We start from the raw sequence: 23,175 nt of genomic DNA, 5'->3' as shown, positions 1-23,175 counted from the left end.
CATATTCCATATGAACAAAATGAATTGCAGCAAACTCTAGAAAAGTACGATTCGAAGAAATTTGAGTTATAAAAAGAAAATAGATAAATATAGTGAAAATAGATAAATTGACAAGAGAAAAGCACTTTGTGTATATCACAGGTGCTTTTTATTTTCATTTTGATATAGGGCTTGAATTAAATTTTTACACTAAAATATATACGGCAAAAAGGGGGGAGTTCATTGCACAAAGTTATTTATGGAATATTAATTTTAATTTATACTTTGTATTCATTTTTTGTAAGTGATGGAAGTGAAGTAAGGTTTATTATGCTGTTAACTATAGTACTTATCTTTTCTGTAGTTTTAGAAAAAGGAAATGCAAACAAAACGACTGATTAAAGGGGTCGTTTTGTTTGCATTTTTTAGTTGGCTATTACAGTTCAGATGTTTTAGGGATAGGACCAAATTGCCATCAAGCTTAAAGAATCATTTATCCCCAAACAATAAAAATGAGCAACATGCATAAAATTTTCGTTCTGGAGGTGGTATGAGATTTTGAGTTGATGGGCATGTGGTGCTCCCCCATACCCATCAACTTAATAATTCAGAATTACCCCGAAATGAAAAAATGAGCATTTTTGTTACAAGTTAGCACAAAATTTCGTTCTGGGGGTACTATAAAATTGTAGCTTGATGGAGATTTGACGTTACCCCTATAAAGGTATGGTTTTCGTACTTTTAAATACAATCATGTCACTTAAGTAATGTGAGCGTCGCTGCTATTACATTGTCCACAAATGAACGTTGGGGGCGAGATTTCATCATAACCGTTAGACCGATTAACGATACAATCAGTGCCTGTGCCAAAGACTTTGCATCTGTGTTGACTTCCAGCTCACCTGATTGAATTCCTCGTTCGATCGTCTCCTGAAAAATGACGGCGAGGTACATTTGATGTTCTCTGGTCAAAATTTCAAATCTCTCATCATGAGGTGCTAGTTCAACCATTGTATTGATACAAAAACAACCTTTACTAAGATCCACTGCGTATTCTTCATTGACGACATCGGCAAAGAAAATAGAAAATGCCTCTTTTACAGAGGAGTGACTTTGAAGCCTATTTCGTATATCAGAGGCCCGAGACATTGTATACCTGCGAAGTGCGGCTTCAAACAATTCTTTCTTATCTCCAAAAGTCGAATAAATACTAGGGCGTTGAATGCCCATTCTAGAAGTAAGATCACTTAATGAGGTAGCCTCATATCCCTTCTCCCAAAATAACTGCATTGCTGCATCTAAAACTTGATCCGCATCAAATTCACGGGTTCTTGCCATTAAGAATTCTCCTCCTCAAACTTTGATTTTATTAATTGTTTTAGGATAGGTGTGTAGGTAATTACAATTGTTGTTTTCATTACCAAACAGTATGTAATTATTATATAATTAGCTATTCTTCCTGTCAAATCAAGCTCCATTCATTTAATGCAATATTAACTTTAGTGCAAAAAATCGTTGACATCATGAATAAGGCTAAGTTATATTTACCAGTAATCATATTGTACTGAACGGTATGTTATGATTAAAAATCTAATGTGATTGGAGGTTAAGGTATGTGCAAAACAGAGACAAATATAGAAGATGATCCACTCTACACTAAGATAAGTCATAAATCTTCCGTAACAAAACCTAATTTGAATCAACAGCCATCCATGTCTCACGCTTTGGCATTATTGTTTGCGACTGCCTGTGGAATGTCTGTTGCCAATATTTACTTTGCACAGCCGTTGCTTGATCAACTATCTAATGAGTTTGGTATTAACCATTCCATTATTGGTGTTGTTATTACCATTACACAAATTTTTTATGGATTGGGCTTACTACTACTCGTGCCGATTGGAGATTTGCTAAACCAGCGACGTCTAATTGTCGGTCAGATGCTATTATCTACAACAGCTCTGGTTATAGTTGGTACTGCTTCCTCCAGCATGGTACTTTTCGCAGGTATGGCTTTGGTGGGTCTGCTTGCAGTTGTGACACAGACTCTCGTGGCGTTTGCAGCGACCATCGCTTCCCCTACAGAAAGAGGACGTGTCGTTGGCATTGTAACAAGTGGGATAGTTATTGGCATACTTCTCGCACGTACTTTTGCTGGTATATTAACAGATGTTGCGGGATGGCGTTCTGTATATCTATTTTCTGCAGCGCTCATGTTTTTGATGGTTTTTATGTTTATAAAGATGTTGCCCAATGTTGAGCGCGAGGTAAAATCGCTATCCTACCCTCAGTTGATTAGATCGGTGCTTGCTTTGTTTATTCAAGAACGAACGTTACGCGTTCGCTCCGTTCTAGCCATGCTGATTTTTGCTGATTTCAGCATTTTGTGGACTTCACTAGTACTGCCACTTAGTACACCGCCAATTGCTCTATCTCATAGTGCAATTGGCGCATTCGGTCTTGTAGGTGTGGCTGGAGCCTTGGCTGCGGCACGGGCAGGGAAATTGGCCGATCAAGGTTACGGACAACGAACGACAGGCATTGCTTTAGCTCTATTATTGATTTCATGGTTGTTCATCAGCTATATAGAGCAGTCATTAATCGCATTAGTGATAGGGATAGTTCTACTTGATTTGGCCGTACAAGCAATACATGTCACGAATCAAACCATGATCCTTCCATTGCATACAGAAGCACGGAGTCGACTTACTGCTGGATATATGGTGTTTTATTCTATCGGCAGTGCTGGTGGTTCAATTGCTTCGACTCAAATATACGCACACTTTGGCTGGGGAGGGGTTTCCTTACTTGGAGCCTCTGTCAGTGCTTTCGCTCTTCTTTTTTGGGCTATGACCAGACGAGTTAAGATTTCATGAAATAAACGTGTGTTAGCCAATATGAGAAACACGTTACTACCATAAAGGAAATGTTTAATTTTTTTGACTTAAAATCTAATTGGACTAGGAGAGATAACAAATGGAAATAGGTATTACGTCTTTTGTAGAAACGAAACCAGATGTACATAGTGGTGAAGTGATAAGTCACGCACAGCGATTGCGTGAAGTTGTTGAAGAAATCGTTCTTGCTGATCAAGTAGGACTTGATGTGTTTGGTGTTGGTGAGCACCATAGGAAGGATTATGCAGCATCCTCTCCAGCGATGATTCTATCAGCCGCGGCACCACAAACGAAAAAGATACGGCTTGCGAGTGCAGTAACTGTGCTTTCTTCAGCTGATCCTGTGCGCGTTTTTCAGGATTTTTCTACACTGGATGGCATTTCAAATGGACGCGCAGAGATTATGGCGGGTCGTGGTTCCTTTATCGAATCTTTTCCATTGTTTGGCTATAACTTGAAGGACTATGAAGAACTGTTTGAAGAACATTTGGACCTACTGCTCAAAATACGTCAGTCCGAAAAAGTGACTTGGGAAGGCGGACATCGACCAGCAATCAATAATTTAGGTGTGTATCCAAGACCTGTTCAAAATCCTTTACCGATATGGGTTGGTAGCGGTGGGAATCAGGAATCTGCTATCCGTGCCGGTTTTCTGGGATTACCACTTATGCTGGCGATTATTGGTGGTAGCCCAATGCACTTTGCACGAATTGTACAGCTATATAAGAAAGCAGCGGCTCACGCTGGTCATGATGTATCAAAGCTTCAGGTGGGATCTCATTCAATTGGATTTGTTGGAGAGAATACGGAATTGGCAGCAGATACATTTTTCCCTTCCACTCAGGCAGGCATGAATAAACTTGGTAAAGAGCGGGGGTGGCCTTATTATGATCGTTCCAGCTTTGATGCTGCACGAAATTTTGAAGGGGCGTTGTATGTTGGTGATCCAGATACAGTCGCCGAAAAAATCATTCATCTTCGTAAGCATGTAGGGATTACACGCTTTATGATGTATGTACCATTAAGTACCATGCCACATGATCAAGTCATGCGTGCCATAGAATTGCTTGGAACAGAAGTTGCCCCTCGTGTAAGAGAGGAAATTGCCAAATGGGAAGCTGAAGGAGAACAGGAGACACATCTATTCCGTTAATTATTCCATAAGGATTACATCAAGTTTCATTATTTAACTGGAGGAATTTATATGAAAATTGACAGTCAAGTATTACCAGAATTAAAACAGGCTTTCTCACAATTTCCAGGCTTTCAATTAGAGGGGGATTTAGAGGCGAGTCGAAGTCTCTTGTCGAATCCACATTTGGAAAAATCAGAGCTTGTAAACATGACCAAGCGAATGATTCCTGGCGCAGCCGGCGAGATGTTAGTTAAAATTTACGAACCCGTTGAGAAAAATCTTGATAAACTTCCAGCTATGCTGTGGATTCACGGTGGTGGATACGTAATGGGCCACCCTGATATGGACGATGTTTTGTGTGAACGCTTTGTTCAGACTGCTGAATGCGTTGTTGTGTCTGTCGATTATCGACTTGCGCCCGAACATCCTTATCCAGCGGCTATTGAAGATTGTTATGCATGCTTGGTTTGGATGACAAATGAGGCAGACTCGCTTGGAATTGATGTGAATCGAGTTGCGATCGCCGGTGCAAGTGGAGGCGGTGGACTAACAGCAGCGCTTGCGTTAATGGCTCGTGATAAAGGAGGTCCATCTATTATTTTTCAGATGCTGCTGTATCCGATGCTTGATAGCCACAACATAACACCATCAAGCTATGAGATTATAGAAGACAATGCAACATGGAATAGATCAAACAATTTAACGGCTTGGAATATGTACTTGGGAAAGAAGAACGATACTAACGAACCATCTCCCTATGCCGTACCTTCGAGAGCAGAAAACTTAGCCGGACTACCGCCAACTTATACATGTGTAGGTCAACTCGATTTATTCCGAGATGAAATTATTGAATATGTAACACGACTTGCACAAGCAGGAGTAGATGTTGAATTTCATCTCTACCCCGGCTGCTTCCATTGCTTTGAAGTACTTGTGCCTGAAGCCGAAGTGAGTCAGCGTGCCAGTCAGAATTATTTTGATGCGATGGCACGGGCGCTTCATCCATAACTTATCTTAGTTCAGTCATCGGGGTATTCAACTGAAGGCATGAGTGATAGCTCTAAATTTATTCGATGAGTAGAGATTACAGAAAGAAGTACAAATAGTGCCACCATATACTTTAAATTTTGCCCCTTACTCATTGATTAATAACAGGAAATACTTCAAAGTTGGAATAGTTAACCAAGGTTTCAAAATAGTGTGCTAGCAATTCAACTTTTTTACTGCGGTTACGATGATAAGCACAATCAACACTTTGGAGCGGTTTTTTTCGTAAGTCGAGTTACTTTTTTAATCGCATTCATACTAAACAGCAGCAGGAAAGGGCGCCAATTGAACATTGGCACCGTTTATAAGAAGCGATAGACTGCCTCCTTAGCTGGATATTCATTTCAAGCTCGGAAAAAATAGAATTAAGTTCTTTTGGTAGTTGATGATATTGGTTATTTTGAGCTATTGTAGTTAAGGCACCTCTTCTGTGGTAGTGATTTCTAGGTAATCTCACTATACCAAGGATCGAGGTGTTTTTCATTTTACTCAAGTTGTACATTACACAATTGATAGACTCTAAATTCAATATAGCTAAATCTCCCCGCTTATTTTATAGGTGCGAAAGTTGAGTTGTTTAATTCCCATCTTAATGAAGAATTATTGAAATATATTTCTCCATTAGAATGGGAACACATTAATATTCTAGGAAAATACCGATTTAGTATAAAAGAAATTGCATCATTAGAATCCCTACGATCACTACAAACAACTTAACAGTAAAAAGCCAATTATTCTCTTAGAGTACCGGAAATCGGCTTTTTCTTATGAAATTTTGCTTAGCGTACGAAATTCGCGTTTTGATGGTGCTACCCCATGCCCATCAAGCTAAGCTTATATTAGTTTAATTTCACGCGAGATTTCTTCTTTTTTCTAAAGATCCCGTGTAAGTTTTTTAAAGAATTGCATATCAAATAAACCCTATTGGGTTTCGATTTTTTGAATTACGCTACATGATTATGAGACATGGAAAAGTTGTAGACGACGTCTAAGATATCAAAGACTGTTTTCTTCTCATACCTATGGGATTTTTGTCCGTTTTTCTGCAAAAGATTGAACAGCCGAAACAATATCTTTGTTAATTCTTGGGTGTCTTTTTGCAAAGATTGATAAATAAGTAAGAAATAATCTTTTATGATATAAGTTGCTTTATATTCGCTTAATTCTCGTTTCTTCTTGATGAGGAGTAGTTGGCGCATTTGAAACATGGTGGAGGAACAAAGAAGGATACTTATTAATTGTCCGTATAAGTGACATTCTAGTCTATCTAATTTTACAGAACTACATTTATGAATACGAAAAAATGTTTTCCATGTTTTAAAGATAAGTTCAATTTGCCATCGTAAGGAGTAAAAATCGTATACTTGCTCTTTTGGCAGATATTCCAATGGAATATTTGTAACGTAAAAGTTAATTGCACTAAGTCGTTTACTGCGTTCTTTATAGGTAATTTGCTTCTTATGTTCTTTAGAAGCTAAATCCTTTTGTCTACGCTTCATTTGCGTTTCAGTTAATTTATACATAATTAGTCTTGCCGGAAGCTTTTGATACATTCCAATATAGATTTCAGGAATTTCATATGTTTCACCTGACTGTAATTGGTCAATAAATTGCTCCATATCTAATTGGATGTACTCAGATTGCTTTTTTATGGTTCCATTTTGAAAGTATTCAGGTTCTTTATTCTTCTGATATATACGTGTATTAAGCTTTAATCGCGAAATAAAATAAGCATCACACTCGCTTATAGTATGTAAATCTTTTAAGTCGAAATATCCTAAATCACGTATACATACATCGTTCGGTTGAAGGGATGTTAAACAAGTAGAAGTATACGTTTTATCATTGTGTTTTCCGGATCCTACATGAACATGAAGAAATTGACCACTTAGTAAATCATACTCTAGTTGAATTTTTACTCCAGCACTTTGACCGCTACCACCTGAACCTTGATATGTAGAAGTGAATTTATCTGGAATTTGAAAATGGGTAGAATCCAAGATGCGGATACGTCGAAAATATTTTGTATACAAAGTTGGAATCTTGCTAGAAGCACAAAATTGTTGGTGAAGTAAATGTGCTAAGAGTTGTTGTAAAAACTGTACAGCTCGAGAATTAAAGCGTTGATTGAGTCCTTCTGGACTCATAGAAATACCTGTGTTAGCTTCTAATCGACTACATAGTTGTGTCAATGAAGTATTTGCTATGTTTTCGCCTAACCAAACACAAAGAGCTACTAAATCTTGCGCACGATATTTACTTTTTCTTTGAACAAATCCTATTTCTCTAGCTAATTGTTCTAAAGCACCAGGTGACATATATCGTTGTAACTCTTTAGAAAACAACTCTAATTTATCAAAAGTCGATAAGTTCATACCAAAAACGCCATCCTTTCCTATGTTTTTACAAAAAGAATAGCGTATTTTTTCATTTTAAGGAAATTTAGTTTTGTTAGCTTGATAGCGATGAGACGGTACCACAAGTTAAAGAATATGTTATTAAAAGTAAGAATTTCTTATTCATTTGAATATATCGGTAAAATATGGTAATATATCAATCTAGTTTAAAAGATGTAAGGGGGAAAAGGTATGCAAATACTATTAATTAGGCACGGGGAATCGGAAGCGGATATTTTAAACGTACATGAAGGAAGAGCAGATTTTGAATTAACGGAAATGGGTAGAAAACAAGTGAAAGGTTTAGTACATAAAGTGAAAAATGACTTTCCACCAGATTTTATATGGGCAAGTACATTAAAGAGGGCGCGAGAAACTGCTGAAACATTAGCGAAAGCAATTGGTTGTCCAGTGAAATTTGAAGAAGAATTAATGGAATTTAATAATGGTATACAGGCTGGCATGTCTTTCGAAGAAGCGAAAAAGTATCCAGAGCCAAAATTTCTTCATGATCGTTTTGAAAATGGGGAATCATTCATTGAGTTTCGAATGAGAATTGAAACGATATTTTCTAAAATTGTGACAGAAAATAAATATGAACGGATTGCAATTGTAGCTCATGGCGGGGTAATTACTAGTATATTACGTGCCTTTTTCCAAATGCCAATTAACATGGATTACTATTTTAAAGTAGGAGATACAGGGATTAGTATGATTGAACTTACGGATAAAGAAAAAGTAATTCATTTTATCAACGATACGAATCACTTAGAATGTATATAGTCGAAGATTCCATTATATAAAGTAAACGTCAAGTAACCCTAAAATATAGTACATCGTAAGTGTATTATATTTTAGGGTTACTTGACATTTGTTTCATTCATCATTTGAAGAAGATATAGTTGAAAAATCAAAAACACATTGGAAAATGGAATAACGTAGCAAATCTTTGTTAGAACTGGTAACGTAACAAAAACAACTCATTTTTTCGTTTTGGGGAAGAATGTATTTCTTAACTTGATGGCGATGTGGTGCTACCCCATTATGTTGAAAAGGAAAAGAACATCTGTGGAACTAGTGGTGACAATAGAGTTGTTCCACAAATGAGACAGAAGAATAGTGTGCTCTATCTGGGAAAATTGGAATATTTATGATTATAGAAACTGTAGCTATTGAAAATAGAACAAATAAAAGCTAAATAACAATAATATAATCTCTTTTCTAGATATGCCTTTATCAAGAATCAAAAAACTTAATACCACTTAGTACAAAAGCATCAGAACTTGGGCTATAACCAACTAACTTTCTTGTTCCTTCAATATCAATTCGTTTAAACCTGTTGTTAGATACACCATGTAAAATTGAAAATGGAGGTAAGTTCTTTGCCGTCATCGACTTTAAGAGAAGGTCCATAAAATCTTCTGGGCTTAAGTATGCACTCATATCTCTAGCTGTTAGTGGTTTACCATATGGATTATAATCATCATATGCACCTATACGAATAGCAAGACTTTGTAACCCTTCTTCATAAGCAAAATAAGAAGCAACAGCCTCTGCAAAACACTTACTTACCCCGTACATATTTTTGGGTCTCGTGGGTGAATAAGCATGTGGTTGATAATCCAAAGGATAGCCTTCAATTGTTTGAGCACTGGAAGCAACTATCACTTTGGATACATTATTATCACTAGCAGTTCTAAAAATATTATAGGTTCCCTTTATATGATTTTCTAATAAGGAGCCATAAAAATCAGCATTTGGCGAAGGATTACCTGCCAAGTGTATAACTATATCTATACCTTTCGTAAATTCTTGACAAGCAGCTAAATCAGAAACATCTAAATATATGATTTCATGATTTGTATCTTTAAAAGTTTCTAAAGCAGATAAGTTAATATCTGCTAGCCGTAACTGGTAATTCCCTTGCTTATCTAGGAATCTTGTAACATCTTGGCCAATCTTACCTGCAGCACCTGTAACTAAAATTTTTTGCATTTCACTTCATCCTTCCATAAAAAATACATCCCTTGTCAAGGGTCATATAATAGAGCATGCACTTATTGTATGTTGGTAATGGCATTAAATAAAACGAAGAAATATAATGGAGACATGAATAAAATTCATGAGGAGGACCATAGTGACTTTAACAAAATATGAAATATTTAACAAAGTGGCAGAACTCAATAGTTTTACAAAAGCTGCAGAAGTGTTAGGTTTCACCCAATCTGCTGTAAGTCATGCAATTAGCAGTTTGGAAAAAGAGTTTTCCTTTCCTTTATTTATTCGTAATCACTCTACTTTAACATTGACCAAAAATGCAGAGGAGCTTTTAATTACCGTTCGGAAAATTTTATACTATAACAACATGCTGAAGCAGGAAGTGGCCGCTATCAATGGGTTCCAAAAAGGAACAGTAAGAGTGGGGGTTTTTTCGAGTATTTCTAAAAACTGGATTCCTGGTATTCTTAAAAAAATGGAGGAAAAGTTTCCAAATATTGAAATCGAATTACTGGAAGGAAACTATGCTGAGGTTGAGAATTGGTTACAAAACGGGAGATTAGATTGTGGATTTATTAATAATGATACTTACTTTGAATCCTTTGAAAAATCCTTTGAAATCGTACAATTGAAGAGGGATCGACTTTTATGTGTTGTATCTAACCAATCCCCATTATGTAAGGAAAACCAAGTATCAATGCAACAAATAGAAAATGTACCTTTTATTATGCCAACATATCAGTGTTATGATGATATTCAAAAAATATTTAGGGAGAATAAAGTTAGCCCCAATATTCGATTCGAAAATATGAATGAATACTCAGTGATCTCCATGGTGGAGAATAATCTAGGAATTAGTATATTGCCAGAAATGATTATACCGACATCAAAAATTTCTTTTGCAGCAATTCCACTTGAAAGTGATAGCTATCGAACTATTGGATTAGCTATAAGAAAACCAACCTCACTCGCGACTAAGAAATTTTCTGAGATTACTAAAAGGTGGGTATCATTTGAATCAATTTAATTTTGCCAAAATCTGAGTTATTTAAACTGATATGGTTCTTCTTGAACGGAGCAGATTAATTCAATAAGCAATGAGAAAAAGTTATATATTATGTGTCGATGTAGAAATATAATATACAAAAATCAGGAGGTGATTATATAGTAATATATAAATTGTACGACAGAACACCCTAATAACTTTGACTAATTACTAAACCTATATGAATCTTTATGATGGAATTCACTTAAATTAACAAGTAATGATTTGGAACGAATGTGCAATCAAAGTTGATACGCCATACACATTTGATGAAAAATAATTAGTGGGTATGGGACGTGTTATTTCAGATGGTGTAATTACTGGAGTAGTTTGGGGAATATGCGTTCTATCAATCTATCTGTCCGAAGGAATCGCCGCCATGTACAAATCGCGCTGGGCAATTGAATCATTTTTCCGCTGGATTTAGCTGAATTTGAACGTTCCCGTATTGTTTGGCACAACATCCAATGCGTTGTTCAATCAGTTATTCACAGCTATAATTGCCTATGCTTTGCTGAAATTTCTTCGTGCACAAGGCCAAAAGACAAAATAAACGCTTGTCATTTGCAGGTTTCACACGCCTGTTTCTTTGTGAAGCCTTGTCAATTGAGTGGCAAATTAGTTTGAAAGAAACACTTGAATTCTACAGGTCGATAAATCAAGAAACTGTATTACTTTGGTTAATCAACATACGTGTTAATTTATAGTATAATGATTGCTTGAAATAATGCGGTGGAAAACAGGGAAAAGAGGGAACCGATGCCTACTATACTAGTTGCTGACGACGATGCGAACATTCGCGAACTCGTCTGTTTATTTCTACGCAACGACGGATTCGCAACAGCTGAAGCAGCGGACGGCAAGGAAGCACTGGCCGTCTACATCTCAACGAATGTCGATCTTGTCGTACTTGACATTATGATGCCGATTATGGATGGTTGGACGTTAAGCAAGGAGCTCCGAAGAGCCAATCCTGATCTACCTTTACTTATGCTGACTGCGAGAGGAGAAACATGGGAGAAAGTGAAAGGTTTCGAACTTGGGACGGACGATTATTTAACCAAACCATTCGATCCGTTAGAGTTGACGGTTCGTGTTAGGGCACTACTCAAACGATACAAGATTGGCTCCACGCAGACGATCCATTTAGGGAACGTCATCCTTGATCGACAGACCTATAAGGTGATGAAAGGGACGGAGTCGCTTACGTTGCCGCTAAAGGAGTTCGAATTGCTGTATAAGCTCGCTGGAACACCCGGACAAGTCTATACGCGCGTGCAGTTGATCGATCAGATTTGGGGTATCGATTACGCCGGAGATGATCGAACGGTAGACGTACATATTAAACGGCTGCGTGAACGGTTCGCGACAACACACGATTTTCGGATCGAAACGGTGCGCGGGCTTGGGTATCGGCTTGAGGTTTATGAATGATCAGATCCTTATATATACGTGTTGTCCTGACATTTTTAGTCTCCATCATCGGGGGCACGATCATTTCTTTTTTGGTGTCAACTTGGATATTCGAAGATAAATTGAACGAAAACGCTCAAATCAACTTACGTAACTTTGGCCAAGACATCGTCCGGATTTACAAGACCTTTCCGTTACGTGAAGCGGACTTGTTCGTAAGTGAAATGAAGCAGCTCGATTCTTATTATATTCGAATTTACGAAGCAACGGGTCAGTTCAAGTCTTACGGTAAACTTCACGGACACAAACCTGCGCCTGTGACGATGGAGCAACTAAAGAAAGTATTAGATGGAGGTGTTGTTCAGGACACTCCTAATGGTATTGCCACGGTCCTCTTAGGGTTGCCGTTGAAAACGGAAATGGGAACGAAAGCGATATTTTTGGAAGCGCTCGCCCCTCCTTCAGCCTCTTTTGTCACAAAGTGGGCAGTGGTCTTTGCAACATGTTCGTTGATTGCAGGAAGCTTATTGATTCTAGTTGCCTCTGTATTCCTGGTAAGACCGATAAAAAAGCTGACAAAAGCGACCAGGCGGATAGCATCTGGAGATTTCAACGTCAAGTTGAATATTAAGCAAACGAGTGAGCTGGGTACTTTGGCTCGCAGCTTCGAAGAAATGATGCACGATCTGCAGCAACTTGAGCAGATGCGCAGGGAATTCGTAACGAACGTGTCGCACGAGGTTCAGTCTCCGCTCACTTCGATATCCGGTTATGCTCTAGTGCTTAAGCAAGTTGACCTTTCAGAATACGAACGAAGCCGTTATCTTGATATTATCATCGCTGAAGCGAAAAGGATGTCCAAAATGAGCGATAACCTGTTAAAGCTGAGTTTTCTTGAATCGCAGTCAAAGCAACTGCGGCTCGTCACGCTCAGCCTCGATGAACAAATCCGAAGGATAATTGTGGCGCTCCAGCCACAATGGTCTGCTCGCGATATACATTTCGAGCTTGATTTACAGACAGTTAAAGTAACGGCTGATCATGACCTGTTAAATCAGGTATGGACGAATATCCTCAGAAATAGCATCAAATTTTCCGAGGATACCGGCGTGATTAACGTAAGCATCAAACAAGATATCAAAAACGTCACAATCCTAATATCCGACACTGGTATTGGTATTAACCTTGACGACCAGAAGCGTATATTCGAGCGTTTTTTTAAGGCCGATCGTTCCCACAGTCGTAAGTATGACGGAAGTGGTATGGGACTCGCTATCGTTAAACAGATCGTGTCGCTTCATCAAGGTGACATCCGAGTGAAAAGTGAACTTGGTCAAGGAACGACCTTCATTGTCACCTTGCCAATCACTACACCAACAGATTAGTTAGATTCATTCTCTATGCTACGACTCATATGCAAGCTTACTTGTATATAGAGCCGTAGCATTTTTTTTGGCAGTTCATATTCAGTTCATATTGTCGTCATGGTGAGTACATCTTCATTGGTTAAGTTTTCATTACAGGCACATGAAGGAAGGCAAACAGATCAGGACAGGAGAAGATGACAGTGACACAACAAGAGGAAAAGAAAACGCTAAGTGGAATGAAAATAAAGAAAGTGCGAAACATCTTACTTAAAATCATAGGAGCAATCGTTCTAGCCATTGTACTTTTTTTAGGTATTGTTTATATCGTAAATGTGATGAGTAGTCATTCGGAGCAAAAACGAATAGTGCCCTACGGGCAGCACGTATCTGTAGACGGGAAAAACATGAATGTGTTAATTCAAGGCGAGGGCGAGGAAACGATCGTGCTCCTGCCTGGTTATGGAACAGCTACTCCAGGGCTTGATTTTAAGCTTCTTATCGATGAACTATCTCCATTTTACAAAGTTGTTGTAGTAGAGCCTTTCGGTTATGGATTAAGTGATGAAACTGTAAAAGAGCGAACCACGGAGAATATGGTAAGTGAAGTTCATGAAGCTCTACAGCAGCTTAATATTAACAGATACATGCTCATGGGCCACTCCATTACAGGTATTTATGGAATTGATTATGTGAACAAATATTCAAACGAGGTGACTGCATTTGTCGGAATCGATAGCAGTGTTGCAACACAACCGGGTATGGATATCAATTTCCCATTAAAAACGTTTGCATATCTCAAAAAATCAGGCCTCTTAAGATTGGCTATGAAAATCAGTGCTGACCCCTATGCTGGACTGGCATTTGATGAAAAAACCGTAGAGCAAATGAAAATGATTTCGAATAAAAACATGTATAATGACACAACCTTGAATGAGATGGACCATATTTCGTCTAATTTTAAAGGGGCTCAAGGTTTAATCTTCCCTAAATATCTTCCACTTCTTCTCTTTGTACAAGCGAATAGTGAAGATGTAGCAGGATGGATACCTCTGCATGAAGGGCAGATCAAAGACTCGGTACATGGAAAAGTAGTAACCATGGATGGATCACATTATTTACACCATACCAAATTCAAAGAAATCGCTGAAAACGTTAGACTATTTATGAAAGAAGTAAAGTAAGTGTTCAGAGAAATGTTCATCCGTTATTTTATGCATTTGTCTACAGTCTGCAAGACCATCATTTCGATGGTCTTTTTTATGTCCAAACAGTTGTATATTTCCAAACCAAGATTATACTTTCGCCTGAAAGACATTGGGTTTCATTTTCATATTAACTAACGAGGCAGGTGTGCGGCCAAGCCTAGGTCGTATCATATAACGGGTGGGATTCCCGTCGAGTAAGAACTAGCCATTCGCTCGTAGCGAGTCTTGGAGGGCTAAAGGTAACTTTAGTCTTTAAGCGTAGACAGTTAGGTGGCGGATTTGCTTTACTGATCGTTCTATTCATCCTGTTAATCATTATAGGATGTAGTTGTTGGGGCGGCGGTAGCGGCGGATTCGGTTACTAAAAAAAGGGGCACTCATAAGAGTGTCTTTTTTCTCAATATAAGAACTCTAAGAATATGATATTATTTTAATGCAAATTCCCTTTTGTGCAATGAGATAGTAATGCCCAACAAAAAACCCACCTATTTCCGTAGGTGGGCCTTATCTTTATTACACAATATCAAAGTATACTCTCTTTTTCTCGTAAATTTTATGTAATTATACATATTTGTAAAAATTACATAAAATAAATATTACATGTAGTAAAATATAAATTGTGGACACGTTCTATAAAGCTGATTCTCCGATTAAAAGGCGTAACACATCTCAACCATATAGGTGTGGCGTTGCTTTAATCTAGCCAAACAAACGATCTCGATTCTCTTGTATTTGTATACTAACAATCTGTTGAAAATAAATGATTCTGCTTTATAGGACGTGTTTACTTAATGTCCAATACATATTATTAAATTAAAGTGGTTCAAGTCGGAGGAAGGCACCGGCACCTTAGGGTGTCTTTTTTTTAGGACCTGCTCAATTCAGGCATAAAAACATAAGGTAAAGTGAACCCGTTAAAATACATGGAATGAACCCTAGTTTCACCCTCTTATCTAAAGGAGGAAATATTATTATGGGCTATGGTGGTAGTTGCGGCGAAGGCTGCGGTTTTGCTGGAGGATTTGCTTTACTTGTTGTATTATTTATTTTATTAATCATTATCGGATGCAGTTGCTTCTGCTAAAAAACTATTGGAAAAGACACTCTTATATGGGTGTCTTTTCTTTATGGGGTCTCCCCACATCGCCATCAACTAAAAAAATATATAAAACCCCCAAAAAGGAATTTTATATATTTTCAATTTGAAGAGATCAATTTTCTCGTTTGAGGTATTTGTTTACCTTATCATGAGGACAATAAAGTGTTTTATACTATATTTTTTTGAAAAATCAGTAAATTATTTGATGAATTAATAAGTTACTATTAATCTATAAATAGTAACAGTGCAGTAATCCAAAAGAAAAATGCTCAAATCGATAAATAGGGGAGGATTCTAGATGAAGGTAAATCAGAATATTGTTTTAAAAATTATTGGGTTAGAATTTTTATTAATGATTTTTTACACGCTTAACGGGGCCTATCAAATTATTACTAAGCCATCCAGTCCAGTATTACAATTTATTGGACTTGTTCCTTTAGCAGTGGGAATTTTAATATATTTAACAATAAAGAACAAGTGGAAATTCTATTTCTTTGATATTAAGTTAAATAATTCAATGAAGAATACCATTTTATTAAATTCCCCATTAGTGCTTGTTCTATTAGTAATACTACTTGGTAATAAAGGATTAAACACAACATCGGTATCTGACTTATTTTTTATGTTTATCATGCAATTTTTTGTTGTTGCATTTATTGAGGAAATCTTTTTTCGTGGATTTATGCTCAAAATGTTGTTTTCAAAGGGGATAAAAAAATCAGTTTTGATTTCAAGTTTTTTGTTTGGTATCACCCATTTATTACAACTAATTGGTGGGCAGTCTATTGAAGATACTATTTTACAAATCATATATGCATTTTTAGTTGGACTTGTTCTGTCCTTACTTATCGTAAATAAGCAATCAATTATTATCCCCATTACTTTCCACACTTTTAATAATTTCTTTAATTTTATGGGGAATGTTCAAGCCTCGTCGCTTTTTGCATATATTATTATTGCAATTTTATTCTTCTACACCATATATTTATGGAAACGTGCTAATAAAAAAGAGTGTATTCGACAGGAAATAAATATAGCAGTTTGAGTTGTGATATTACCTTTTCAGTATAGAGGGCAGCCTGGTACCACAATATTACCTTTAAAGGGGCTTGCTGCATGCTCATCAACTTAAGAGATTAATTATTCCCCTAAAATGAAAAAATACGTTATTCTTTCTGTAGAATCATAGGAAAGGATGGCGTTTTTTTCATTCTAGGGGGCATTTCTTTTTATTAGCTTGATAGCGATGTGGCGGTACCCCATTAATAGAAAACTACTGAAAGAGTTATAGTTTTATGTTTTCATTTCCCTTTTTGCATTTATCTTTTAATCAGATGAATGCTTTTTTTAGTACATAATAAAAAAATAACCAGAAAAACTGTCACAAAATCCGTTTTTCTGGTTTCTCTATAATACAGGCATCAAATTGAAAGTGAGGTTTAAACTAACATGTTAACCATAGAAAATGAGGAAAGTCATGCTTCTGATATGCCTTTTGAAGATTTATTTAAGCAGTACTATGCTTATGCTGTTAAACAGATTATATGGATTGTTAAAGATCAATCTATCGCTGAAGAGTTAGCACAAGAAGTGTTTTTACAATTATATCGTAGCGACTGGAAAGTAATTGAAAACATACCTGGATGGTTGATTAAATCTTCTACTTATGTAGCTTATAACCATTTGCGATCTGAAAAAAGGCAACAAGCGAAGATTGATAAAGAAATACAATACCATGAAGTACAAAATGTTTCATCATTAGACGATGATTGGATAAGAAAAGAAGAAATTACAAAGGTACAAACGATACTAAATAAAATGAATGATCGAGAACGAACCCTTTTACTAATGAAATTCTCTGGTTTTCAATATAAAGAAATTGCAGAAATACTTCAAATTGAAATATCTTCTATTGGAACATTATTGGTCCGAGCCAAAATGAAATTTCGCAAGATTTATAAACAAATGGAGGAGGCATAACAAATGAAATGTTATGATATCGGATTTATTCAAACATATATTGATGGAGAACTTTCTCATGATATAAGAAAGGAATTCACAAAGCACCTAGATACATGTGAAGCATGCCAAGATTTATTAGTAGAAATCAGTAAATTAAATCAATGGGAGAACGTAATGCTAGATGAAGAATCTGCAAATTCACCACAAGAAATCAAAATTGATATAGAACAAGCATGGAAAACATTTGAAAGTCGTTCCAAGCTAGACAATTTTTCTAATATAAATCACAAAAAACAACAGAAGAAGGGACTCTTTACAAACATGAGTAAAAAATCAAAACGTTTCATGTATACAGCAGTAGCTGCAGCAGCACTTTTCACAACAGCAATGATTCCACAAGTACAAGTAGCGGCTACAAATGTTGCCTCATATTTTTCTGATGCAATTACAAATGATAAAGTTGTAAATGAAGGAATACAAGATGAAAATGGTGTCACACAAGATATGGTGAAGAATGGTAAATATATTCCTATTGATGAAAAAATTACAGATCAAGGTATTACTGTACATTTCAAAGAATTATATATCGCAGATTCACGTATATCAGTTCATTATAGAATGGAAAAAGCTGACGGAAGTTTAGTACCATTTGAATTTGATACATCAGGATTAGAGCTCGAAAATGATGGTAAAATTAATGGGCAACAAGAGGAAAACCCTGAGATTAAACATGAAGGGAGACTATCATTTATCCATGATTCAGATGACCGTCTTCCTTTTGAACTTATGGCAGCAGGTAAAAAATTAAATAATGTAGGCATTCGTGATAATGATAAACCCGAAGGTGTTGCTACATTTGTTATAGTTTCTGAGGGAAAAGACGATTTTAAACAGCCCCTTACTTTAGATGTAAATATAAATAGAATTGGAAAAGTAATTGGATCTTGGAAAGGTGAAATTCAAATTGATACTTCACATCTGAAAAATAATACTAATTAAAATGAAAAAAAGAATAGAACAATATGTATCTAATGCTCAGTTTATATGTTTTCTTGTTTTCGTTACATTTATTTCTTATATAGTTTTTACTCTATCTTTTATTTATGATTTAAGTTTATAACCTTAAATCAATCATTTAAGATCATTACGAGAAAAACCTCCCTAAAAAAGTAGGAAAATAAATAACCGGTCCCTTAACGTATAAGGAATCGGTTATTTTGTATCTAAAATGTGTCTAAACTTACAATTTTCTTTTTTGATATGGTGCCCCTATAGAGAAAGAATTTTTTCGTTTAGGGGGTACTTCAAAACCTTAACTTGATGGCGATGGGGTCCCGCCAACATAACGCGAATTTCGTACGCTAAGGAACTTTTTATTTAAAAAACTTGGATTTCCGTACATTAAGAGTGTTCCATAAACGGTATTTGATGTTTGATATAAAACTTTGTTTTTGGTAATGAGTTTTTGAACTGAATTTTAAACATATTTCAGTCAGTTTTGATAGATATAAATAAAGTTCCTTAAACGACCGTTTTAGGGACTATTTGGACTGGTTAGTCAACATGTGATACCGCCAGCATTTCGAAAAAAACACGCTAAGCAAATTAAATAAGAAATAAGTAGGTTTTTATCACGTTAAGAGTAAACCTATTTATGAAAAATAAAATTCTTAAAAAATGGAGAGCCGATACCATAAACCTGCATTATTAATGTAGAATTTTGATGTTGGCTCTTTATTTACTAAAATAGCAAGTTAGTGAATAAATTGTTCATATTTTTTCGAGAGGAGGTTAAGCAATGAGAGCGCCGTATCAAGTATTGATATTTCCTTATATAAAAACTGATGATTCCATTCAATATGGCATTTTTAATCGAAGTGATTATGGTTATTGGCAAGGAATAGCTGGTGGTGGAGAAGATGGTGAGACTCCTATTGAATCAGCAAAACGGGAAGCGTTTGAAGAGGCTGGTATTATAAGAGAATGTCCATATATAAAACTAGATTTTGTGTCTTCACTACCAGTAGAGGATGTAGTTGGTGAATTTCTTTGGGGCGAAGATGTTTATGTAATAAAAGAATTTTCTTTTGGAGTTAAAGTTTCTACAAAAAATATTAAATTATCTAAAGAACACTTCAATTATAAATGGCTGTGCTTTGAGGAAGCCGTAACGCTTTTAAAATGGGATAGTAACAAAACAGCTTTGTGGGAATTAAACAAAAGGCTGTTAAAATAATTTAAGTGTTAGTTAACAAAGCCGATAATAGAAATCACACATTAAACATATATTTATACGCGTTGTTACTACACGCTAAGGAATAGTAATAAAAAGATGATGCCGATAAAACTATATAAAAACCAAAAGAATCCTAAGATGGGGAATGTTTTATGAAAATTAAGCATAGTAAACCTCCTTGGATATATAAAGTATTATAATACATCGTTGGTCTATTTAGAATACTAACCATGAATGAATTGGATGACATTAGGCATGGTTAAACTAATAGAAATGATACATTAAACGTATTTAATGAGTCTGCTAGGTATAAAGATAATTGATAATCATACAATGATATGGAAGGGCCTTTTCTAGCGTGTTAGTTACCTCAACGTATATGTATCTCTTGGCGCCTGGGCGAGGGTGCTTTTTTTATTGCACATTATAATATGGACAAGCATAATATTATGTAACAGGACGAGTTCTTCGTGTCCTATTCAATGCTCAGGATAAACCCTAATTCACATTGAGAGCACCAATAGCGAGGGTACTCTCTTTTTATTGAATCTACATTTATTTTTATGCCTAATGAATTCGCTAAGTGGATACTATTTCATGTAAAATGGTGATTTTATTTATATTCTGGATAGATTTCTTGCGAAATATGTAACTAGAGCCGTATTTAAATTGAAATATGATACGATAGTTGTATATATACATTTAGATGGTAAGAGGAGATAAAAGTTGATGAAAAACCATATAAAAGTAAATGGGAAATTCCTTCAAACAAATATATACAATTTTAATTTTTTTGGAGGCGTTCTTCAATAAGTTTTGCTTTTTCATTCACTTTTGTTGTATATGTGAAATCACCGTAACAATATGGATATCTAAAATTTTGTTTATTTCCACCACAAGTGTATGTAGCTGGATTCTGATCAACTTTCAACTTAGAAAACTGTTTAGCTGTATCTTCCGAGTGTTGTTTAGCTTCTTGATTGGCAATAAAATCAATATAGCCTGGCCCCATATTATAGCTTTGAATAATTGTATCCATGCTAACACCTTTTTCTTCTCCATATATATACATTTGAACAAAGTGCTTTACCCCTTGTTTAATGCTCAAGTTTATCTCTTGGATTTCATTTGGCTTTAATCCAAGTGATTCGGAAGATTGCATAGGGTCGTTGCCCTCACCCCTACTCTCGTGGTACATAATTCCTAGTAAAATTGCTGTTTTTTCTCCCAAATTATATTTTTCTAATTCTTTTTTCATGATGGGCTCATATTGCAATAAACGTTCCTCGGTAGCAAACGCTTTATTTTTTTGAGTATTGGTTTTGTCATTAAAATATAGTATCCCGATTATTGTTCCTAACCCTAAAATACTAATAAAGAATAATATAATAGTTTGTACTTTTCTCTTATTCTTCAAATATTACTCCTCCTTTTACAAGAAACCCTATTTTCAATGGTGGCTGGTTATTAAAAAAATTCAATAATTCTCTATTTCCCAGCTTTTTTAGACTCGAAAATTTTTTTCTAAATGCTAAGTTTAATAGAAAAATTTAAAGATAAGATAAAGATAAAATAAAATCCATTTTTTAGGGTATCTATTATGTGTTCTAAAGGCTCCAGATTCAAGAGATATATTATCTACATAACCCATAAGAGAGAAGGAGGTAAGCAAAATATCACTTGAAACAGATATAATTCTTTCTTTATTAGATATAAAACTGTGGATGGCCCATCATTCGGAAATTAGTCGCTTAAAAATAAAAAAAAATTAAAATCAGAACCGTACCTCAATAAGTCTTCAAGTGTTAATAAAAGAAAGCTATATAAGGTGAGGGAATAAAGATTCAACACCAATGATTATCAATAATTGAAGTGCTAATGATTATAATAAAAAGAACCTTCAATAGGCTCTTTTTTATAGTTGGTAAATATGTTATCAACAATAGATGGTAATAAAGATAGAAATTTAGACACTTTTTATTAATGGGCTAAGTTTTCTTAGGAAGAAATCTATTTCTCATGACTGATCGCTAGATATAACAGGATATATCATTTATTAATTTGGGTGGGTGATTTAGCTTTTTGAGTTTACCACACTAAAATTTAAATTTTGTTTAGGGACAAAATGTTAAAGTGTTACATTCTGAATTAACAGAAAATTAAAGTGGTAAAAATCCTATTAAATCTTTTATCAGGTAACTCATATTTCTTTGGCCTTATTTTCATGGTATTACCGAACGTTTATATGTCTCTAAGGGAAAGAAATACTTTAAGTTTTATTACCATCTAATGTTTGATTAAGATGGTAACATGAAAATAAAACGTTTACAACTAGAAAATAAAGAAAAAATATAAAAAATCGACTTTTTTCGACATTACGACTATGAGAGAAAGAATCTAAATTAAGTAAATCTTATATTTAGAGGGGATATTTACTTTATACATAACGGTTAAAACATTTGCAAATGTTTCACGAGTAATTAAAAACGTCGAATATAAAATTATATTGTGACAATTTTAAACGAATATACTTTATAATTCATACTTAGACTAATAAATTAATTACTAATAAATTAAATACGCTATATTTAATAGAGTATAATACGGAATATTTAACTTTAATATTCCGTATTATATATAATTATGAATAATTTAACATATTTGTTGCGGAAAATTTTGACATAAGATATTTTAAATATTAAGCACAGAAACATTTCAAAGAAAAAGAGCTATTTTAAAATGTACCCTAAAAACGTTTTTCCTAAAAGTAGTAAGATTTTGCAAAATGTTTCTGTGCCTAATTAGATGAAAATAATATGATAAATTGTTTAAAAGAGATAAAAATAAGTTGCTTTTATGGAGAAATATACGTCCCATACTATTAGAATTATGTCAAATTGTAGTTTGCAAATTACATTTCAAAGTATAAAAGGGGCATTTATTGCAGCTCGAATATCTATTACTGATTTATTGCATAAAAAGGTAGCTGCACAAAAGTACAGCTACTTTTTTCTTGAAAACATTATTATGCAAATAGCATACTTAACGTAAACTTGCGCTTAACGGTACTTGTGAATAAATTGTGAAATTGCTACTCTATGTTTCTAACTAACATTTTTGCACCAGAACCATATAAAAAGAGGACGAATAGTTACGTCTTCTTTTTATATGGTTATATTAGCTACAAAATAATATCATTTAAATAAATCTTCTATTATATTAGCAGGGGATAGTGATAGAAAAGTGTGTTCCTTTTCCTAGTTCACTTTCTATCTCTATATCTCCGTTTAATTCTTTAATAATACTGTACGCAATCATAGTACCAAGCCCAGTACCTTTTTCTGTTGTTGAATAAAATGGCAAGGCAATACGTTTTATTTGTTGGGAAGACATTCCTAT

At 35.1% G+C, this 23,175-nt stretch carries 20 protein-coding genes and 2 pseudogenes; 17 read left to right on the top strand and 5 right to left on the bottom strand.

Annotated elements, in window-relative coordinates; all coding sequences use genetic code 11:
* Positions 1-222 precede the first annotated feature (222 nt).
* Positions 223-381, top strand: coding sequence for a hypothetical protein (locus AC1DKZ_RS31225; protein ID WP_000549711.1), 159 nt, complete (start codon positions 223-225; stop codon positions 379-381).
* Positions 382-735: 354 nt separating this feature from the next.
* Here AC1DKZ_RS31225 and AC1DKZ_RS31220 read toward each other — a convergent pair whose 3' ends face one another.
* Positions 736-1,317, bottom strand: coding sequence for a TetR/AcrR family transcriptional regulator (locus tag AC1DKZ_RS31220; protein WP_476997838.1), 582 nt, complete (start codon positions 1,315-1,317; stop codon positions 736-738).
* 275 nt (positions 1,318-1,592) lie between these two features.
* Here AC1DKZ_RS31220 and AC1DKZ_RS31215 point away from each other — a divergent pair, with 275 nt between their 5' ends.
* The 3 genes from AC1DKZ_RS31215 (at position 1,593) to AC1DKZ_RS31205 (ending at position 5,016) form a co-directional block, all read left to right on the top strand.
* Complete coding sequence (locus tag AC1DKZ_RS31215) at positions 1,593-2,852, top strand: MFS transporter (RefSeq protein WP_476997837.1); 1,260 nt, start codon at positions 1,593-1,595, stop codon at positions 2,850-2,852.
* Between the two features lie 100 nt (positions 2,853-2,952).
* Entirely contained in the window at positions 2,953-4,026 is a 1,074-nt protein-coding gene (locus tag AC1DKZ_RS31210; RefSeq protein WP_372475244.1) for an LLM class flavin-dependent oxidoreductase, read from the top strand.
* A gap of 51 nt (positions 4,027-4,077) precedes the next feature.
* Positions 4,078-5,016 carry an alpha/beta hydrolase gene (locus AC1DKZ_RS31205; RefSeq protein ID WP_476997836.1) on the top strand — a complete coding sequence of 313 codons (939 nt, stop codon included), beginning with the start codon at positions 4,078-4,080 and terminating at the stop codon, positions 5,014-5,016.
* A 983-nt stretch (positions 5,017-5,999) separates the two neighbouring features.
* Here the strand turns inward: AC1DKZ_RS31205 and AC1DKZ_RS31200 are convergent.
* Positions 6,000-7,430, bottom strand: a complete 1,431-nt coding sequence (locus AC1DKZ_RS31200; protein WP_098174384.1) for an IS4 family transposase — start codon at positions 7,428-7,430, stop codon at positions 6,000-6,002.
* Between the two features lie 213 nt (positions 7,431-7,643).
* Here AC1DKZ_RS31200 and AC1DKZ_RS31195 point away from each other — a divergent pair, with 213 nt between their 5' ends.
* Positions 7,644-8,234, top strand: coding sequence for a histidine phosphatase family protein (locus AC1DKZ_RS31195; RefSeq protein WP_048543746.1), 591 nt, complete (start codon positions 7,644-7,646; stop codon positions 8,232-8,234).
* 453 nt (positions 8,235-8,687) lie between these two features.
* On the opposite strand, the gene AC1DKZ_RS31190 is transcribed toward AC1DKZ_RS31195, so the two are convergent.
* Entirely contained in the window at positions 8,688-9,446 is a 759-nt protein-coding gene (locus AC1DKZ_RS31190; RefSeq protein ID WP_476997835.1) for an NAD-dependent epimerase/dehydratase family protein, read from the bottom strand.
* A gap of 142 nt (positions 9,447-9,588) precedes the next feature.
* Here AC1DKZ_RS31190 and AC1DKZ_RS31185 point away from each other — a divergent pair, with 142 nt between their 5' ends.
* The 11 genes and pseudogenes from AC1DKZ_RS31185 (at position 9,589) to AC1DKZ_RS31135 (ending at position 19,776) form a co-directional block, all read left to right on the top strand.
* Positions 9,589-10,476 carry a LysR substrate-binding domain-containing protein gene (locus tag AC1DKZ_RS31185; protein ID WP_002142572.1) on the top strand — a complete coding sequence of 296 codons (888 nt, stop codon included), beginning with the start codon at positions 9,589-9,591 and terminating at the stop codon, positions 10,474-10,476.
* 147 nt (positions 10,477-10,623) lie between these two features.
* Positions 10,624-10,867 (top strand): annotated as a pseudogene (locus AC1DKZ_RS31180) (GNAT family N-acetyltransferase); the annotation flags it as partial.
* 386 nt (positions 10,868-11,253) lie between these two features.
* The gene (locus AC1DKZ_RS31175) at positions 11,254-11,928 is read left to right on the top strand and encodes a response regulator transcription factor (RefSeq protein ID WP_002142571.1); all 675 of its coding nucleotides are present in this window, start codon (positions 11,254-11,256) and stop codon (positions 11,926-11,928) included.
* Positions 11,925-13,292: a sensor histidine kinase gene (locus AC1DKZ_RS31170; RefSeq protein ID WP_476997834.1), complete on the top strand. Its 1,368-nt coding sequence runs from the start codon at positions 11,925-11,927 to the stop codon at positions 13,290-13,292. The genes AC1DKZ_RS31175 and AC1DKZ_RS31170 overlap by 4 nt, the downstream gene beginning before the upstream one ends.
* A 182-nt stretch (positions 13,293-13,474) precedes the next feature.
* Positions 13,475-14,455 carry an alpha/beta hydrolase gene (locus AC1DKZ_RS31165; protein WP_476997833.1) on the top strand — a complete coding sequence of 327 codons (981 nt, stop codon included), beginning with the start codon at positions 13,475-13,477 and terminating at the stop codon, positions 14,453-14,455.
* 293 nt (positions 14,456-14,748) lie between these two features.
* Positions 14,749-14,844 (top strand): annotated as a pseudogene (locus AC1DKZ_RS31160) (YjcZ family sporulation protein); the annotation flags it as partial.
* Between the two features lie 608 nt (positions 14,845-15,452).
* Positions 15,453-15,563, top strand: a complete 111-nt coding sequence (locus tag AC1DKZ_RS31155; RefSeq protein WP_000540371.1) for a YjcZ family sporulation protein — start codon at positions 15,453-15,455, stop codon at positions 15,561-15,563.
* A gap of 313 nt (positions 15,564-15,876) precedes the next feature.
* A complete protein-coding gene (locus AC1DKZ_RS31150; RefSeq protein ID WP_377864976.1) occupies positions 15,877-16,623 on the top strand; it encodes a CPBP family intramembrane glutamic endopeptidase in 747 nt (248 codons plus the stop codon).
* A 404-nt stretch (positions 16,624-17,027) separates the two neighbouring features.
* On the top strand, positions 17,028-17,558 hold the full coding sequence (locus AC1DKZ_RS31145; protein WP_002016748.1) for an RNA polymerase sigma factor SigX: 531 nt from the start codon (positions 17,028-17,030) through the stop codon (positions 17,556-17,558).
* 3 nt (positions 17,559-17,561) lie between these two features.
* Positions 17,562-18,539 carry a DUF4179 domain-containing protein gene (locus AC1DKZ_RS31140; RefSeq protein WP_476997831.1) on the top strand — a complete coding sequence of 326 codons (978 nt, stop codon included), beginning with the start codon at positions 17,562-17,564 and terminating at the stop codon, positions 18,537-18,539.
* 799 nt (positions 18,540-19,338) lie between these two features.
* Entirely contained in the window at positions 19,339-19,776 is a 438-nt protein-coding gene (locus tag AC1DKZ_RS31135) for an NUDIX hydrolase (RefSeq protein ID WP_476997830.1), read from the top strand.
* 784 nt (positions 19,777-20,560) lie between these two features.
* Here the strand turns inward: AC1DKZ_RS31135 and AC1DKZ_RS31130 are convergent.
* Positions 20,561-21,193: a lysozyme family protein gene (locus AC1DKZ_RS31130; RefSeq protein WP_476997829.1), complete on the bottom strand. Its 633-nt coding sequence runs from the start codon at positions 21,191-21,193 to the stop codon at positions 20,561-20,563.
* A 1,439-nt stretch (positions 21,194-22,632) separates the two neighbouring features.
* Here AC1DKZ_RS31130 and AC1DKZ_RS31125 point away from each other — a divergent pair.
* Positions 22,633-22,827 carry a hypothetical protein gene (locus AC1DKZ_RS31125; protein WP_033732005.1) on the top strand — a complete coding sequence of 65 codons (195 nt, stop codon included), beginning with the start codon at positions 22,633-22,635 and terminating at the stop codon, positions 22,825-22,827.
* Between the two features lie 168 nt (positions 22,828-22,995).
* Here AC1DKZ_RS31125 and AC1DKZ_RS31120 read toward each other — a convergent pair.
* Positions 22,996-23,175, bottom strand: a 180-nt coding sequence (locus AC1DKZ_RS31120; RefSeq protein ID WP_476997828.1) for an ATP-binding protein, incomplete at its 5' end; no start/stop codon positions are given.

The sequence above is a fragment of the Bacillus sp. 05T21 genome, assembly GCF_056396785.1.
Note: the sequence above shows the minus strand (reverse complement) of the source record. Positions and strands in the feature narration are given on the sequence as shown.

What these genes read in the sequence shown, in the direction of transcription:
- AC1DKZ_RS31220 (WP_476997838.1), bottom strand. Translation starts at nt 1,317, where the DNA reads ATGGCAAGAACCCGTGAATTTGATGCGGATCAAGTTTTAGATGCAGCA.
- AC1DKZ_RS31215 (WP_476997837.1), top strand. Translation starts at nt 1,593, where the DNA reads ATGTGCAAAACAGAGACAAATATAGAAGATGATCCACTCTACACTAAG.
- AC1DKZ_RS31210 (WP_372475244.1), top strand. Translation starts at nt 2,953, where the DNA reads ATGGAAATAGGTATTACGTCTTTTGTAGAAACGAAACCAGATGTACAT.
- AC1DKZ_RS31205 (WP_476997836.1), top strand. Translation starts at nt 4,078, where the DNA reads ATGAAAATTGACAGTCAAGTATTACCAGAATTAAAACAGGCTTTCTCA.
- AC1DKZ_RS31200 (WP_098174384.1), bottom strand. Translation starts at nt 7,430, where the DNA reads ATGAACTTATCGACTTTTGATAAATTAGAGTTGTTTTCTAAAGAGTTA.
- AC1DKZ_RS31195 (WP_048543746.1), top strand. Translation starts at nt 7,644, where the DNA reads ATGCAAATACTATTAATTAGGCACGGGGAATCGGAAGCGGATATTTTA.
- AC1DKZ_RS31190 (WP_476997835.1), bottom strand. Translation starts at nt 9,446, where the DNA reads ATGCAAAAAATTTTAGTTACAGGTGCTGCAGGTAAGATTGGCCAAGAT.
- AC1DKZ_RS31175 (WP_002142571.1), top strand. Translation starts at nt 11,254, where the DNA reads ATGCCTACTATACTAGTTGCTGACGACGATGCGAACATTCGCGAACTC.
- AC1DKZ_RS31170 (WP_476997834.1), top strand. Translation starts at nt 11,925, where the DNA reads ATGATCAGATCCTTATATATACGTGTTGTCCTGACATTTTTAGTCTCC.
- AC1DKZ_RS31155 (WP_000540371.1), top strand. Translation starts at nt 15,453, where the DNA reads ATGGGCTATGGTGGTAGTTGCGGCGAAGGCTGCGGTTTTGCTGGAGGA.
- AC1DKZ_RS31150 (WP_377864976.1), top strand. Translation starts at nt 15,877, where the DNA reads ATGAAGGTAAATCAGAATATTGTTTTAAAAATTATTGGGTTAGAATTT.
- AC1DKZ_RS31145 (WP_002016748.1), top strand. Translation starts at nt 17,028, where the DNA reads ATGTTAACCATAGAAAATGAGGAAAGTCATGCTTCTGATATGCCTTTT.
- AC1DKZ_RS31140 (WP_476997831.1), top strand. Translation starts at nt 17,562, where the DNA reads ATGAAATGTTATGATATCGGATTTATTCAAACATATATTGATGGAGAA.
- AC1DKZ_RS31135 (WP_476997830.1), top strand. Translation starts at nt 19,339, where the DNA reads ATGAGAGCGCCGTATCAAGTATTGATATTTCCTTATATAAAAACTGAT.
- AC1DKZ_RS31125 (WP_033732005.1), top strand. Translation starts at nt 22,633, where the DNA reads ATGGAGAAATATACGTCCCATACTATTAGAATTATGTCAAATTGTAGT.